Origin of the sequence: Sphingomonas sp. SORGH_AS_0438, assembly GCF_031453475.1 — a bacterium.
In the GTDB taxonomy this organism is placed as follows: Bacteria; Pseudomonadota; Alphaproteobacteria; order Sphingomonadales; family Sphingomonadaceae; genus Sphingomonas.
The window spans coordinates 3,086,878-3,101,387 of record NZ_JAVIZS010000001.1 but is presented as its reverse complement, the minus strand read 5'-3'; the positions used below and the strand labels follow the sequence as shown (position 1 = coordinate 3,101,387).

12 protein-coding genes, 2 tRNA genes and 1 pseudogene are annotated in these 14,510 nt (G+C 65.8%); 5 read left to right on the top strand and 10 right to left on the bottom strand.

The window, feature by feature from the left end:
- The first annotated feature begins 80 nt into the window (after positions 1-80).
- Together QE452_RS14560 and map are read left to right on the top strand one after the other, a co-directional pair.
- The gene (locus QE452_RS14560) at positions 81-284 is read left to right on the top strand and encodes a ParD-like family protein (protein ID WP_125995821.1); all 204 of its coding nucleotides are present in this window, start codon (positions 81-83) and stop codon (positions 282-284) included.
- A 1-nt stretch (position 285) separates the two neighbouring features.
- A complete protein-coding gene (gene map / locus QE452_RS14555; RefSeq protein WP_309659528.1) occupies positions 286-1,065 on the top strand; it encodes a type I methionyl aminopeptidase in 780 nt (259 codons plus the stop codon).
- A 123-nt stretch (positions 1,066-1,188) separates the two neighbouring features.
- Here the strand turns inward: map and QE452_RS14550 are convergent, their stop codons facing one another.
- The 5 genes and pseudogenes from QE452_RS14550 to rlmB form a co-directional block, all read right to left on the bottom strand.
- Positions 1,189-1,509 (bottom strand): SMR family transporter, encoded by a 321-nt coding sequence (locus QE452_RS14550; RefSeq protein WP_309659529.1) that lies wholly within the window; start codon positions 1,507-1,509, stop codon positions 1,189-1,191.
- 252 nt (positions 1,510-1,761) lie between these two features.
- Positions 1,762-3,900 carry a PBP1A family penicillin-binding protein gene (locus tag QE452_RS14545; protein WP_309659530.1) on the bottom strand — a complete coding sequence of 713 codons (2,139 nt, stop codon included), beginning with the start codon at positions 3,898-3,900 and terminating at the stop codon, positions 1,762-1,764.
- Positions 3,901-3,952: 52 nt separating this feature from the next.
- The gene (locus QE452_RS14540) at positions 3,953-4,489 is read right to left on the bottom strand and encodes a histidine phosphatase family protein (protein ID WP_309659531.1); all 537 of its coding nucleotides are present in this window, start codon (positions 4,487-4,489) and stop codon (positions 3,953-3,955) included.
- Entirely contained in the window at positions 4,486-7,203 is a 2,718-nt protein-coding gene (locus QE452_RS14535; RefSeq protein ID WP_309659694.1) for an ATP-dependent DNA helicase, read from the bottom strand. The genes QE452_RS14540 and QE452_RS14535 overlap by 4 nt, the downstream gene beginning before the upstream one ends.
- Positions 7,204-7,295: 92 nt before the next feature.
- A pseudogene (gene rlmB, locus QE452_RS14530) lies at positions 7,296-8,061 on the bottom strand (23S rRNA (guanosine(2251)-2'-O)-methyltransferase RlmB).
- A 179-nt stretch (positions 8,062-8,240) separates the two neighbouring features.
- On the opposite strand from rlmB, the gene QE452_RS14525 reads away from it, so the two are divergent.
- The 3 genes from QE452_RS14525 to QE452_RS14515 all read left to right on the top strand — a co-directional run bounded on the left by QE452_RS14525 (position 8,241) and on the right by QE452_RS14515 (position 9,839).
- A tRNA-Tyr gene (locus tag QE452_RS14525) sits at positions 8,241-8,326 on the top strand.
- Positions 8,327-8,807: 481 nt separating this feature from the next.
- Entirely contained in the window at positions 8,808-9,449 is a 642-nt protein-coding gene (locus tag QE452_RS14520; protein WP_309659533.1) for a PEPxxWA-CTERM sorting domain-containing protein, read from the top strand.
- Positions 9,450-9,605: 156 nt separating this feature from the next.
- Positions 9,606-9,839: a hypothetical protein gene (locus QE452_RS14515; protein WP_164523622.1), complete on the top strand. Its 234-nt coding sequence runs from the start codon at positions 9,606-9,608 to the stop codon at positions 9,837-9,839.
- A gap of 1 nt (position 9,840) precedes the next feature.
- On the opposite strand, the gene QE452_RS14510 is transcribed toward QE452_RS14515, so the two are convergent.
- The 5 genes from QE452_RS14510 to QE452_RS14490 all read right to left on the bottom strand — a co-directional run bounded on the left by QE452_RS14510 (position 9,841) and on the right by QE452_RS14490 (position 14,340).
- A complete protein-coding gene (locus QE452_RS14510) occupies positions 9,841-10,809 on the bottom strand; it encodes a cell wall hydrolase (protein ID WP_309659534.1) in 969 nt (322 codons plus the stop codon).
- 63 nt (positions 10,810-10,872) lie between these two features.
- Positions 10,873-10,946, bottom strand: a tRNA-Gly gene (locus tag QE452_RS14505).
- A gap of 300 nt (positions 10,947-11,246) precedes the next feature.
- A complete protein-coding gene (locus QE452_RS14500; protein ID WP_309730314.1) occupies positions 11,247-12,872 on the bottom strand; it encodes an RNA-directed DNA polymerase in 1,626 nt (541 codons plus the stop codon).
- 166 nt (positions 12,873-13,038) lie between these two features.
- A complete protein-coding gene (locus QE452_RS14495) occupies positions 13,039-13,431 on the bottom strand; it encodes a hypothetical protein (protein ID WP_309659536.1) in 393 nt (130 codons plus the stop codon).
- Between the two features lie 594 nt (positions 13,432-14,025).
- Positions 14,026-14,340 carry a hypothetical protein gene (locus QE452_RS14490; RefSeq protein ID WP_309659537.1) on the bottom strand — a complete coding sequence of 105 codons (315 nt, stop codon included), beginning with the start codon at positions 14,338-14,340 and terminating at the stop codon, positions 14,026-14,028.
- Positions 14,341-14,510: the final 170 nt, after the last annotated feature.

Sequence of the window (14,510 nt, the reverse complement as noted above, 5' to 3'; positions counted from 1 at the left end):
ATTCTGTCGTGCCCCCAAGACTTTGACGCCAAGCCATATAAAGCATATACGAATCATATGTTCTGCAAGGACCGCCCGACATGGGAATCGTGAAGATCGACGATGCGCTGCACGAGGAGGCGCGGCGTGCGAGCACCGTGATGTGCCGCTCGATCAACGCGCAGGCCGAATTCTGGATGAAGATCGGGATGCTGGCGGAGGCGAACCCGACCCGCTCGTTTAACGAGATCGTCCAAGCCGAATATGCCGCCGCGAACGTCCATCCGGTGGCGGTGGCGGCCTGACATGGTGAAGACCCCCGACGAACTGGACCTGATGCGGCAGTCCGGCCGGCTGCTCGCCTCGGTGTTCGAGATGCTGGACGACCGGTCGCTCGCCGGCCTGTCGACCTTGCAGGTCAACGACATGGTCGATCGCTTCATCACGCACGACCTGGCCGCGCGGCCGGCAAGCAAGGGGCAATATGGCTTCGCCTATGTGCTGAACTGCTCGATCAACCAGGTCGTCTGCCACGGCGTGCCCGATGCGGAGGCGATCATCGCCGACGGCGACATCATCAACCTCGACATCACGCTGGAGAAGAACGGCTTCATCGCCGATTCCAGCAAGACCTATATGGTCGGCACCGTACCCCCGGCGACGCGCCGGCTGGTCCGCGTGGCGCAGGAGGCGATGTGGAAGGGGATCGGCGCGGTCCGGCCCGGCGCGCATCTGGGCGATATCGGCGCGGCGATCGAGCGCCATGCCAAGGCGCATGGCTATTCGGTGGTGCGCGAATATTGCGGCCACGGCATCGGCCGCGAGATGCACGAAGCGCCGCAGGTGCTGAACTTCGGCCGGCCGGGCAGCGGCCCGCGCCTGGTCGAGGGGATGGTCTTCACGGTCGAGCCGATGATCAACCAGGGCACGCGCCGCGTCGTCACCGAGGAGGACGGCTGGACGGTGGTGACCCAGGACGGCAAGCTCTCCGCCCAGTTCGAGCATACGGTGGCGGTGGTGCGCGGCGGCGTCGAAGTGCTGACCCTCCGCCGCGACGAGGCGGCACCGCGCCTGCGGGCGGCTTGATTATCGGTTCACGCGACGGCGCGGAGGCGCAGCGAGATGTCAGCTGTCCATCCTGCCGCCGGGGGGAAAGAGGGACGGCGCCGTCGCGCCCGTCACCTCTTCGCGCCCTGGCGTGACATCCGGTCAGGCGGTGGCGAAGATCTTGGTGCCCATGACGCCGACGATGATCAGCGCGATGAAGCCGACCTGCACCGGATTGATCTTCTCGCCGAACAGGATGACCCCGAACAGCGTCACGCCCACCGCGCCCAGACCCGTCCACACCGCATAGGCGGTGCCCGCCGGCAGCCCGCGCATCGCCAGCGCCAGCAGCCCCATATTGAGGAAACTCAAGGTGATCGGCACCGCCGAGGCGGCCCAGGTCGCTTGCGTCGCCGCCCATTTCAGGCTCAGCGCCCAGATGATTTCCGTCACCACGGCAATGCCGAGGATGAGCCACGCCATGCGGCACTCCTGTTCGTCACGGGCTCGGAAAGGAAGCGCGGCGGCCGGAAACCCGAAAGAGGCGCACGCGATGGCGGTCCAGATAGGAATGGGCGGCGGCGCTGTCCAGCGGTGGAAACGCAAGGTTCATCAAGCGCTTCCGCACCGTGTGGCCCCCGCCTTCGCCAGGGTGGCTGCCGGATCGGGCCATGTCCCGTTTTTTTCGGGGCGTGTCGGCTTTGTGGAGATGATGCTCCAGCGAGCGGTCGGCCCTTACTCTTCCTCATCCCCCGGCGGCGGCCCGTAGCGCTCGTCCGGGCCGCGACGATCCTCCTCGCGCGGCGGGCGCGGGCGGCGGGGGCCGACGGTGATCGAGCCGTCCTCGCCCCGGCGCATGTCCAGACCCATCCGCTCCGCCTGGTCCTGCAAGATCTCGGCATCGGGAATGTACTGGCCAATCGCATTATCGATATAGCCCTCGACCCCCTCCTCCACGGGGGCGACCGCCTCGACCGGCGCGGCGCGCGCGACGGGGGCGATGTCGAGCGCGGATTGCAGGAAGTCGCGCCAGATGCGCGCCGGCACGCCGCCGCCATGCAGGCCCGGATTGGGGCTGTTGTCGTCGTTGCCGACCCAGACGCCCACCACCAGGTCGCCCGCGAAGCCGATGAACCAGGCGTCGCGGCTGTCCTGCGACGTGCCCGTCTTGCCATAGGCGTCGACCGACAGCACCGCCTCGCGCCCCGTGCCGCGCAGCGAGGAGTTGAGCAGGCGCATCATCTCCTGCCGCACCTTTTCGGGGATGGCGCGGGTGCCGCCGGTGATCTGCTGATACCAGGGCTTGTCGTCGACCTTCTCGACGCCACGCGGCGTCACCGGATAGCGGCCATTGGCGATCGCGGCATAGGCGGCGGTCAGTTCGAGCAGCGAGACCTCGGCGGTGCCCAGGCCGATCGTCGCCTCGTTGGGAATGGGGGTGGTGATGCCCAGGTCGCGCGCCGCCTGGATCACCGACTTGACCCCGACCTCCTGCGTCAGCCGCGCGGCGGCGACGTTGGAGGAGCGGGCGAAGGCGCGGATCAGGCTGATCTGGCCCAGATAGCGGCCGTCATCATTCTTGGGCTTCCATCCGGCGATCTCGACCGGGCTGTCGTCGACCATCGAATCGGGCGTCATGCCGGCGCGCATCGCCGCCAGATAGACGAACAGCTTGAAGGTCGAGCCCGGCTGGCGCCGCGCCTGGACCGCCCGGTTGAACGGGCTCTTGCTGTAATCGCGCCCGCCGACCATCGCCACGACGCGCCCGTCCGGCCGCATCGCGACCAAAGCCGCCTGCGCCTGGCGCAGGCCCGCCGAGCGGATTGCGCGTTCGGCATAGCGTTGCAGGCGCGGGTCGAGCGTGGTCTTCACCGTCGTCTCGGTCGCGATCTCGCCCGCCTTGTCGCGCGCGGCGGGCAAGACCCAGTCGGCGAAATAGGTGCCGGTCGGGATCTGGCCCGGTGCGCTGGCCAGCACGCGCTGCGGCTGCACCCGGTCCGCCTCGCGCGGCGTGAGGAAGCCGGCATCCTCCATCGCGCGCACCACCACCATCTCGCGCGCGCGGGCGCCCTTCAGGTTGGAGGTGGGGGCGAGGCGCGACGGCGCCTTGACCAGCCCCGCCAGCATCGCCGCCTGGCCGACGTTCAGCCGGTCCGGCGACCGCCCGAAATAATGTTTCGCCGCCGCCGTCAGGCCATAGGTGTTGTCGCCGAAATAGACGTTGGACAGATAGCGCGACAGGATCTCGTCCTTCGACAGCCACGCCTCCAGCCAGAAGGCGATCAGCACTTCGCGGATCTTGCGCGCGGCGGTGCGGTCGGAATCGAGAAAGGCGTTCTTGGCGAGCTGCTGGGTGATCGTGCTGCCGCCCTGGCGCACGCCGCCCGAGCCGACATTGGCCCAGGCCGCGCGCAGGATGCCGCGCGGGTCGATGCCCCAATGCGAATAGAAGCGCCGATCCTCGATCGCCAGAAAGGCCTGGGTGACGTGCGGCGGCAGCTTGGCCGCGTCGACGGGGGCTCCGATGATCGCACCGCGCCGGGCGATCGGCGTGCCGTCCTCCGCGGTCAGCGTGATCGAGGGCGGCGTCGGGGGCTTGAGCGACTTGTTGAGCGGGGCGGTCAGCGCCAGCCATGCGATGGCGATGACCAGCAAGACGATCCCCGCCGCGATCCCGCGCACGATCCAGCGGCCCCAGCGGATGGTGCGGCGGCGCGGTTCGGGGTCGGGATCGCGGTGATAGGGCGCCCATTCCGGCTCGTCGCGGTCACGCGCGGGATCGAAGGGGCTGGTACGGTCGGCGGGCGCATCGGGCCAGAATCGCGGACGATCGGGGTCGTGATGGTCGGGACGCAACGGAGGATTCCAGGACACCAGGCTGTTCTATCCGACTATGACACCCGGCGCAATGTCGCCGGCGGTGCCGTTAGAATTCGTCCGGCCCCAGGCTGGGGTCCAGGTCGCGGGGCCGGACGAAGGACTCCAGCGTCGCGCCGCCGGTGCGGATCGTCGTCCAGTCGCCGTCCCAGCTCATCCGCGCGATCGTTGCGGTCGGATATTTCGCCTCCACCGCGTCGCGCGTCACGCTGCCGTCGTCGGGCACCAGCGACAGCACCAGATCCTCCAGGCCCGGATTATGGCCGACCATCAGCACCTGCTCATGGGCGTCGGAGAGTTCGTGGATGCAGTCCAGCAGGGTCGCCGCCGAGGCGAGGTAGAGCCGCCGGTCCCAGTCGATCGCCAGCGCTTCGCCATAGCCGTCGGCCACCCCGGCCAGAGTCTCCACCACGCGTTGCGCGGGCGAGGCGACGATCCGGTCGAAGCGATACTGGCGGTCGCGCAGGTGACGGCCCATCACCTGCGCGGCGCGATGCCCCTTGGGGTTGAGCGGCCGGTCGAAATCGCGTGCGACATGATCGTCCCATCCCGATTTGGCGTGGCGCAGCACCGTCAGCGTCTTCATGGCGTCTCCAGGGGGGCTGGAGCCTCATGCCCGATCCGGGCCTGTCTGGAAAGCCGCTCCGCGACCCGCGCCACCGCTTCGTCCAGCGTCACCCGGACGATCGCGACGCCCGGCGGAAAGGCGGTGAGCAGCCGCGACGGCATCGCCGCCGACAGCATCACGAACGCGCCGCGATCGTCGGCGCGGCGGATCAGCCGGCCGAACGCCTGGGCGAGGCGGGCGCGGACGATCCGGTCGTCATAGGCGGTGCCGCCGCCCGCCAGCTTGCGCGCGGCATGGAGCACGGTCGGCTTGGGCCAGGGCACCCCCTCCATCACCACCATGCGCAGCGAATCGCCCGGCACGTCGACGCCGTCGCGCAGGGCATCGGTGCCGAGCAGCGAGGCGGCGGGATCGTCGCGGAAGATATCGACCAGCGTGCCGGTGTCGATCGGGTCGACATGCTGGGCGTGGAGCGCCAGCCCCTCGCGCGCCAGCCGGTCGGCGATGCGGCCATGCACCGCGCGCAGCCGCCGGATCGCGGTGAACAGGCCCAGCGTGCCGCCGCCCGCCGCGACGATCAGCCGCGCATAGGCATTGGCCAGCGCCCCGGCATCGCCGCGCTTCACGTCGGTGACGATCAGCACCTCGGCTCGGTTGGGATAGTCGAACGGGCTGACCGCCTGGAACCGGGCGGGCGCGCGGGCGAGATGCGGCGCGCCGGTGCGCGCCTCCGCCACCGACCAGTCGCCGCCGCCGGTCAGCGTCGCCGAGGTGACGAGCGCGCCATGCGCCGGCTTCAGCACGATCTCCGCGAACGGCCGGGTCGGGTCGAGCCAGCGGCGGTGCAGGCCGATGTCATATTCGCGCCCCTCGGCCCGGTCGACCGCCATCCAGTCGATATAATCGGGGTTCGCCGGCCCGCCGATCCGCGCCAGCAGCGCCAGCCACGCCGCCACCGTCTCCGCCCGCCAGCCGATCGAGGCGATCGCCCCCTCGACCCGCGCGCGCGCCGCCGTGTCGAGCCAGTCGGGCGCCTCCGCCAGCACCGCCTCCAGCCGCCGGCCGAGCGCGGTCAGCGGCCGGACCAGCGAGTCGAGCGCGACCGCGGCGGGGGCGGCGGCCTCGATCAGCGCGGGCGTCGGCTCGGCCAGCTCGGTCTCCAGCCCATAGCCGGCATCGCCCGGCTGTTCGGCGCGCGCATAGGTCAGCCCGCGCACGGCGGCGAGCAGATGCTCGACCGGGCCGAAGGGCTGCCCCTCCGCCAGCCGGCCCAGCCAGCCATCGGCCGCCAGCCCCTGCGCGGCGTGGACCGCGTCCGCGATCGCCTGCGCACCGGCATCGTCATAGCTGGCGACGTCGGACAGCCGAGCTTGAAGCCCGCGCCGCCGGCCGCGCCCGCCCGCCTCCGGCCCCAGGATCCAGCGGCGCAGCTCGATCGTCTCCGACCCGGTCAGCGCGACGCCGAACATCGAATCGGCGGCGTCGAACAGGTGATGCCCCTCGTCGAAGACATAGCGGGTCGGCCGCGTCGCCACTTCGCGGCCGCGCGCGGCATTGACCATCACCAGCGCATGGTTGGCGATGACGATATCGGCCTGCGCGCTCGCCCGCGCGGCGCGCTCGATGAAGCATTTCCGGTAATGCGGGCAGCCGGCATAGACGCATTCGCCGCGCCGGTCGGTCAGCGCCGCCGGGCCGTTGCGCCGGAACAAAGTCGGCAGCCAGCCGGGCAGATCGCCGCCGACCATGTCGCCGTCCGCGCTATAGGCGGCCCAGCGCGCGACCAGATGCGCCAGTACCGCCGCGCGGCCGGCGAAGCCGCCCTGCAACGCATCCTCCAGGTTGAGCAGGCAGAGGTAATTCTCGCGACCCTTGCGCGTCACCACCCGCTCGCGGCGCAGCACCGGATCGGGATAGAGACGCGTCGTCTCCTGCGCGAGCTGGCGTTGCAGCGCCTTGGTGAAGGTGGAAATCCATACCGCGCCGCCCGCCCGTTCGGACCAGAGCGAGGCGGGGGCGAGATAGCCCAGGGTCTTGCCGATGCCGGTGCCGGCCTCCGCCAGCACCAGATTGGGCGCGTCGCGCATCACGCGCGGCTCGAACGCGGCGGTGGCGGCGGCGGCATAGGCGCGCTGGCCCGGCCGCTCCTCCGCGCCGCCGCCGGTCAGTTTCGCCAGCCGCTCCTCGGCCTCGCCCGGTTCCAGCGATATGGTGCGCGGGGCGGGGCGGGGGGCATCCTCCTCCCATTCGGGCAGGCGCGAGAAGAGCCAGCGTTCGTCGGTGCGCGGCTTGGCGAGGCGGGGGCCGATCACCGGCGCCCAGGGCCAGCGCAGCCGGGTCAGCGACTGGACGCCGGACCAGGCGCCTTCGCGCTCCGCCCAGTCGCCCTCCGGCACGGCGAGCAGCGCGGCGGTCGCCTCGCGCAGGAAGGCGGCGACATCCTCGTCCCGCTCGGGCGCGGACAGGTCGACCGAGCGGGCCAGCCCGGCCGGGGTCGGCACCGCGAACCGCGCCGGATGGAGAAAGGCATAGAGTTCGAGCAGGTCGAGCCCCGACAGCTCGGCATAGCCCAGCCTTTGCCCGATCAGCGGCGCGTTGAGCAGGATGACCGGCGTGTCCGCCACCACCCGGATCGCCTCGCCCCGCCCGACCGGGCGCGTGCCTTCGCCATCGGCGATCCAGATGCCGCCATGGCTGGCGTGGAGGGCGGGATAGGGGATCACATCGCCCATGTAGCGGAACGGACCGGCAACAAGAAGGGGGCGGGTTAGATCGCCATGGCCAGCCGCCACCCCGGCCTGCGCCGGGGTGGTGCGTGGGGGAATTACCCCTTGGGCCGCGCCGCCACGGCGTAGAGCGCGACCGCCGCCGCGTTCGACACGTTCAGGCTCTCGACCAGGCTGGAGATGGGCAGGCGGGCCAGCTCGTCGCAATGCGCCTCGGTATTCTGGCGCATCCCTTCGCCTTCCGCGCCCAGCACGATGCAGATGCGCTGCGGCCCCATCACCTCGGCCAGCGTCCCCTTGGCATGGCCGGTCAGGCCGATCCGCCAGAAACCCGCCTCGGCGATCTCGTCCAGCGCGCGGGCGAGATTGACGACGCGGACCCAGGGCACCGTCTCCAGCGCACCCGAGGCGGCGCGCGCCACCGTGCCCGATTCCGGCGGGGCGTGGCGATCCTGGGTCACGATGCCCAGCGCGTCGAAGGCGGCGGCCGAGCGCAGGATCGCGCCGACATTGTGCGGATCGGTCACCTGGTCCAGCACGACCAGCGGCCGCTGGCGCTCGGGCGGATCGTTCTGCGCCTGCTGGAGCAGGTCGCCCAGCCACATGTCCTCCAGCGGGTCGACCTCCGCCACCACGCCCTGGTGCGGGGCGTCGGCGGGGACCAGCCGGCCGAGATCGGCGACATCGGCATAGACCACCCGGGATCACCGGCGGCACGTCGAGCTGGGCGGCGGCCTCGCGCGTCAGCCACAGCTTGCGCACGATGCGCTCCGGATTGGCGAGCGCGGCGGTGACCGCGTGGCGGCCCCAGAAGCGCGGCCGGTTGCCCACGCCAGTGCTGGGGCGGTGGCCTTTACGTGCCATCAGCGAAATTCCTCATCTTCGGTTCGTCGTCGGGTGAACGCGGGCGCGCGTTCGGGATGGCGCCTCCGCTATGCGTCATGCCGCGCGGGTGCAAGCTTTCCGCCACGAAAGCACGCAAAGGCGTTGACAGCCGCGCCGCGCTTCGCCAAGAGGCCGCCTCGCTTCCGAGCGCCTCCCGTGGAAGGGTGGCCGAGTGGTTAAAGGCAGCAGACTGTAAATCTGCCCACGCAAGTGTACACTGGTTCGAATCCAGTCCCTTCCACCATTTCACGACCAGGCGAGTGCCGGTCGTCCCTCCCCCAAAGCACCGATCGATATGGAGCGCGGATGACGCGCTGTCCGTCCCTGCGCGACCCGATATCGCCGGACCTGGATCAGGTCGCGCGCCCCATGCCAATTCTGACGCCCGGACCGATTCGCTCTAGGTAACGATGATACCGGATGTTATACCGGTGTTCTGACCCATTTTCGCATCAATCGCGTTTAACGCGCTGATAAGAAATTCAGTTTAGTTTGGGTCGCTAGCGGGAGGCGCGAGGCCCGCTTGCCTCGGGCGCACTGCCGATCGGCAAAAAGTTCCATTGAAAATTACGCGTCAAACCGGGTCGATTGCGTCATGTGCATGTTGCGGTGCACAAAATGCATTCCGACTCCTAATCCTTTTCAAATAGTTAACGGCCCGTCCCGGTCGCGAATTGCAGCGGGGCTCCACCGCCGATCGACGGCGATTGACGATAGGGGTTATCATGCGCAATCTGTACACCATGGCTTTCGCGGCCGCTGGTTTGACGCTGGCGGCGTCGCCCGCCGCTGCGGTCACCTTCACTTCCACGCCCGGCAGCACCACCAGCTTCGCCGCGCCCGCCGGCACCGTGGTCGACTTCAACGGCAGCCTGCCCGCCGGCGTGACGCTGACCGGCAGCAACTTCGGCTATGCGACGGGGTCGTCGTCCAGCTCGGCGCAGCCCGCGTTCAGCGACGGCAGCCGTTACCTGGCCGTCTATGGCACCGGCACGGCGACGCTGGCGGCGGATGCGGCCTATCAGGCGATCAGCATCTTCATTGGCTCGATCGACAGCTACAACACGGTCAGCCTGCTCAGCACCACGGGTGCGGTGCTTGCCAGCTACACCGGTGCGGACCTCTCGGCCAACGCCAATGGCGGCCAGGGTTCGGCGGTCAGCAACCGTCGCATCACCTTCACCGCCTCGGCCGGTGAGACCTTCGGCGCCATCGTCTTGGGCAGCGGCGGCAACTCGCTCGAAGTCGACAATGTCGTCTTCTCGGTGCCCGAGCCGTCGACCTGGGCGCTCATGTTCCTGGGCTTCGGCATGATCGGCGCGACCGCGCGCTATCGCCGTGGCCGGGGCGGCGTCGTCACCGCCTGATATCCCCCGCCAGGGATGATCTGTCAGCCGCCGGTCCCCGTGACCGGCGGCTTTTTTCGTGTCCGATCCGCAGGATGACCGGAGTGTCACGGGTCGCACACATCGCCGCCACCTGGGCTGGCCTATCCGGGCATCCTCGCAAAGAGGAGTAGGATCATGACCAGCACTGCCATCCGTTCCGCCGCCACCGCGCTGATGCTCGCCGCGGGCGTGGCGCTCGCCGGGCCCGCCAGTGCGGCCGGATGCCTGAAGGGCGCGGCGGTCGGCGGCGTCGGCGGCCATTTCGTCGGCAAGGGCCATGCGGTGCTGGGTGCGGCGGCGGGCTGCGCCGTCGGCCATCACCGCGCCAAGGTCGCCGCGCGCAAGGCGGCCGCCGCGCCGAAGCGCTGAACTAGCTCCGATCGTCGCCCGGTCCCTCCTCGGGGCCGATGGCGACGATCATCGGGCTGGAGGCGGCGCCGTGGTTGCGATGGACGCGCACGCCCATCGTCACCGCGACGGTCGCCGGTGCATCGGCCACCGCGTCCCCCGGCGGCACGGTCGATGCCGGGCCGGGCAGTCCGGCGGCTCGATGGACGGTCACGCCGGTCGGCTCGGCCGCCATCACCACCGGCGCGGGCGACGATGTCGCCGCCAGCAGCGGCGTGGAAACCGGCTCCACGCCTGCATAGTCGCGGCGGAAGGACAGGGCGGACGCCAGGGCGCTGCGCCAGCCATAGAAGATATGCGCGCCGATCTGCCCGATCCGCGCCAGGCTGGGCGCCCACCAGGGATAGACGGCGTTGCTGTGATAATAGGTCGCCGCGCCGATCGGTGCATAGACCGCCCCCGCCAGCGCGGCCTCCGCCACCGCGCGCGCCCGCTGCCACGCCGCGCCGTCCACCGGCCGGCTGGTCGAGCCGTCGCAGGCGAAGCTGAACTGGCAGCCGATGCCCCGGCCATCGCGCCGCGCCCCGCCCTGATAGACGACGCCGCACACGCTCGCCGGAAAGGCGCGGTCGCGCACCCGGTTGAGCACCACCTGCGCCACCGCGCGCTGACCGTCGAGCGACTCCGACCGCGCCTCGTAATAGACGGCGGCGGTCAGGCAGGTGGCGGCGCGGGTCGCATCGTCCTGGCTGCGCGGCTGGGCGAGGAAGGCGGGCGCGGGGCGGAGCAGGGGCGGGGCCGGACGCAGCGGTGCGGTGGCGTCCCGACCATCGGCGCTGGCCGGAGACAAAGCGAGCGCCCGCAGCAGCGATGTGTCCTTCGCCGCAAGCATGGGCGTGCCGGCATGTTGGGATGCCGGCTGTCGCGAACAGGCCGCCAGGGCCAGCGTCATGACCCAGAGCAGTGGCACGCGAAGCGAGGCGGCGATCATGCCTCCTGCTAGGCGGGAAGGGTTGAAGCCCGGTTAACCGATCGGGTGACGGGAAAGGGCCGGTGGAGCGGGTAACGGGAATCGAACCCGTGTATTCAGCTTGGAAGGCTGCTGCACTACCATTGTGCTATACCCGCATACCGTTGAAACCATGTGGTTTCTCCGATTTTTTCACACCGTCATTCCAACGCCGTTCCGTTGGAATTCCAACGGAACGGCGTTGTCTTTACGCAGATGGGCTGGGTGGCGCAAGGCTGATCAACGCAATCTTCATGCCGCATCAATCAGCTGCGATTGCCAGCTCTCAGATTTTTGATGAAGAGGCTAAGATGCTGATAGAACGATAGCATTTTTACATAAAGAACTTACGCAATAGGAATAAATTTGATTTATTCTTAACATGTAAGCTAAGCATTTTTGCCATGTGAGCGCCATTTTCAAATTGGGTACTCTAATGGCCCAAAGCCAGTACCTGCGGAGAAGCTTAGTGCCAGCACAGAAGGTTTTATCCTTTCTCTTGCCTTTTTTGTATGGTCGTAAAATTCGACTTTCGACGCCAACAAGTCAGAAAAAAATGAGTGATCTTTTATGAAATCACTGCTCTGTGGCTTGGGCCACCAGCCTTTGCATGTTGCTTCGTAAGCTATTAGCCACATTTCGGATTTCAAACCACTCTCATTGGCGAAACTTTGCCAGAAAGAAACGTCTAAAGGGCCATCGATCAAACTGCTCCGTAGAAGATCTAGTGTCAGCAGGCCGACCGTTGAGCTTCTCAGTGTTAGCACATTTGCCATGGAAATTGCAGGTATGGTGAGTTTTATTTCCCGTGACCAGAAAAGCAGCCATGCTAGTTCATCCGTATGTCCAGCTGCAGCTTTGATAGGGATCTGTTGAAGAATATACGCCTGTATTTCGACAGTAGGCAATTTGCTTGTGCTGTTGATTGCTGCTAGGTGCTCGGATACAAAACTCAAACAAGTTGGCGATCTCCGTGCACAATAAAGCATCCATTGCACAAGGTGATATAAATTTTGCGGATCCACTATGAAGCTAGCGGCCCTTTTCACAGAAAATAAAAGAACGTTTTCGCGACTGTTCTGATCTGCAAGAAAGGCTGCTTGCTCGAAAAACGAATCTAGGTCATCTCGCTGACGACTTGGGTTTGCACTTAGCTCAAAAGTTCTTACGTAGTGAATCCACTCAGGAGAATGGCTTTTTTCAAGTCCGAGTGTGCTTGTTTTTTCGGCGCTAAGCTCAAGCTGATAATCGTAGAGGGCGAGTGATATTCCAGAGAGCACAGCAGACGCTGTTTCGTTTTCTTCTAGTCCGATAAGTATATCATCAACATATCTAACTGCTCTAGTATCAAAGTTATTTATGTTTTTCTTGGCAATATTTTCAATTTCTACGATTATTAATTCTGATATAATGCGAGATGTGTCAGGTCCAATTGGAATGCCTATTGTTTGACCTTCTTGGCCAGCTCCTACAGCCTTGTCTAAAAGATTAGCATATGAGGCTTTAAAGGGCTTCGTGCCGTGATTTTTCTTTGCATGATCTTTTCCGGTAATGGCCCAGGCAATAGAATGAGTGTAAATCGAGGGATAAAATCTCGCAATGTCAGTTTTTACGTATCGTCCATAGGTCGACAGCAATCTAGCGCGTTGCCTTGCAACCCCACCGAAATCGACACCTGTAATTGCTCGACCTCTGTTGTGATTCGCAAACTCAGGTTTGAATTCGCTTATCTTAGACATAGAAAGCTTTTTCTTTATATCTCGCCAATTCGTACTAATAAGGTGAGCAATATGAAGTTGGTTAACAGGATTTACTATTGAAAGTTTGCGACGAATTTCGCTATAACGAGGAATGCTGTAAATTTCGGCAGCAGTCCAAAATTTTCTGATATCAGCGCCGTTCCACTTTGCTGCAAATTTGACTGCGTTGTCTGCAAAGGTATCGGTGGAAAATGGTGGAGGTAGTTCGGCCGGAAAGTATCCGCGACGGAGAAGCTTCCTCAGGCGCGTTTCGATGGCACGTCGTTCGATCGCAGAAATCGTCATGCAACTAATATACAGCTTCCTCTCACGCAAGCTAGCCATGGCAAAGAAAGCTGTGGAAAATCATCGATTAAGCGGCACGTAGTGATACATCGAGATAGCCCACCTTAAAAAGGCCTTGTTCGCCCGGATTTAAGGTAGATGTCACCTTTTGATCCGAAATGGCTATTTATGATTTTCTTTGTGATCTAATAGACGATCGCATTGGCGCCCGCTCCTGCGTCAGGTCCATCGCCAGCATCGCCATGCCGGTGGTGCGCGGCAGGTAGGTCTCCAGGATCTTCTTCACCGTCTCCAGCCGGTGGCCGGTGATCGCGGAGATCAGGTGGTCCGGGATGCCGCGCTGGCCCATCGTCACCACGCAGGTCCGGCGGAAGTCGCGGAACTCCAGGTCCGCGACCTCGTCCGCCAGTTCGGTATCGCCGGCGGCAATCAGGTCGGTGGCCGCGCGCTCCCGGATCGCGGCGAAGCTGCGTTGGAAATGCGCCTGGCGCGTCCGCCGTTCGGGCGCGCTCCTCGTCGTAGAGGATGGTGGTGAGGTCCAGCGCCCGCGCGCCGGCAACCGCCGCCTCCAGCTGCTGGCGCGCCTCGCTCACGATCGGCACGCCGACCCAGCGGTTCGTCTTCCCCTGGCGCAGGCGGATGCCCATCACCCGGCCGTCCGGCTCCCGCGCCGCCAGGCGCGCGTAGACGGCGGGATCGTCCGCCTCATAGGGCTTGATCTCGTCGTAGCGCGTCTGGACCAGTTTGAGCAGGTCCCCCTGCTGCTGGCCGACCGTCCAGGTGAGGATCATCGCGGCGGCCATGTTCGGCCGGCAGAGGCACAGCGCGGCCGCGACCAGCGCGTCCCGCGCCATCGGGCTGGCAAATGGCTGGCGCGGCGCGCGGTATTTGCGACTGGCGGCGGAGCGGGAATTCTTAGACCAGCGGCAGCGGATCGCGGGCCCGGACTATCCGCACGGCCGGGATAGGCGGGTGCGCGCGGGTGGAGCGGGGCAGTGTGAGCGGCTGGTCGGCGGGGGACGCTGCGCCGGTGCGGGGGCCGGACTGCGATGTGACGCGGGCAGGACCCAATGAGGAGATGTAAGGGTGATCACGAATATCGCAGGAGAGGCATGACCCGACTGCGGCAAGCGTACCTCCACCGCAGTCCACGTCATGCTGGACCGAGATACGAGGTATTCTGCCAGAAGTTGCCTGTCGAATAGCCACCATAGGTTACAGGATTATAGGCTAGCGTTGCGATTTTTCCTGTTTGTGGATCGAATACAGAGACCGTATCGGCTACGGTATCTACGCCGACGATGACGGGCCAATGGCCTCCCCGATAAGATATATTCGGTTTTCCATGTGGATCGACTGCCTCAATGAGTGCAAGCATCGGTTGCCCATCAGCAATTTCGGTCATGATTTCAGCTAGGGTGGGCAGCGGAGCGGAATCAATATTGTTGGGAACGTCGAGGTCGGCCAAGGCCGCGCTGGCGGATTGTTGGACCTTGATATTGAATGGGCCTGATCATGCGTCCTTTTGGCCCAATCATTTGCCAAATCCTGATCGCTTTGGATCATCCGAGGTTTTCCGCCAAAATTGTAGTTCAGCATCGAGCGTGCTGCCCAGGCCCAGCAGGAGTTGGCAACCGC

What these genes read in the sequence shown, in the direction of transcription:
- QE452_RS14560 (WP_125995821.1), top strand. Translation starts at nt 81, where the DNA reads ATGGGAATCGTGAAGATCGACGATGCGCTGCACGAGGAGGCGCGGCGT.
- QE452_RS14535 (WP_309659694.1), bottom strand. Translation starts at nt 7,203, where the DNA reads ATGGGCGATGTGATCCCCTATCCCGCCCTCCACGCCAGCCATGGCGGC.
- QE452_RS14515 (WP_164523622.1), top strand. Translation starts at nt 9,606, where the DNA reads ATGACCAGCACTGCCATCCGTTCCGCCGCCACCGCGCTGATGCTCGCC.
- QE452_RS14510 (WP_309659534.1), bottom strand. Translation starts at nt 10,809, where the DNA reads ATGATCGCCGCCTCGCTTCGCGTGCCACTGCTCTGGGTCATGACGCTG.
- QE452_RS14550 (WP_309659529.1), bottom strand. Translation starts at nt 1,509, where the DNA reads ATGGCGTGGCTCATCCTCGGCATTGCCGTGGTGACGGAAATCATCTGG.
- map (WP_309659528.1), top strand. Translation starts at nt 286, where the DNA reads ATGGTGAAGACCCCCGACGAACTGGACCTGATGCGGCAGTCCGGCCGG.
- QE452_RS14520 (WP_309659533.1), top strand. Translation starts at nt 8,808, where the DNA reads ATGCGCAATCTGTACACCATGGCTTTCGCGGCCGCTGGTTTGACGCTG.
- QE452_RS14540 (WP_309659531.1), bottom strand. Translation starts at nt 4,489, where the DNA reads ATGAAGACGCTGACGGTGCTGCGCCACGCCAAATCGGGATGGGACGAT.
- QE452_RS14500 (WP_309730314.1), bottom strand. Translation starts at nt 12,872, where the DNA reads ATGACGATTTCTGCGATCGAACGACGTGCCATCGAAACGCGCCTGAGG.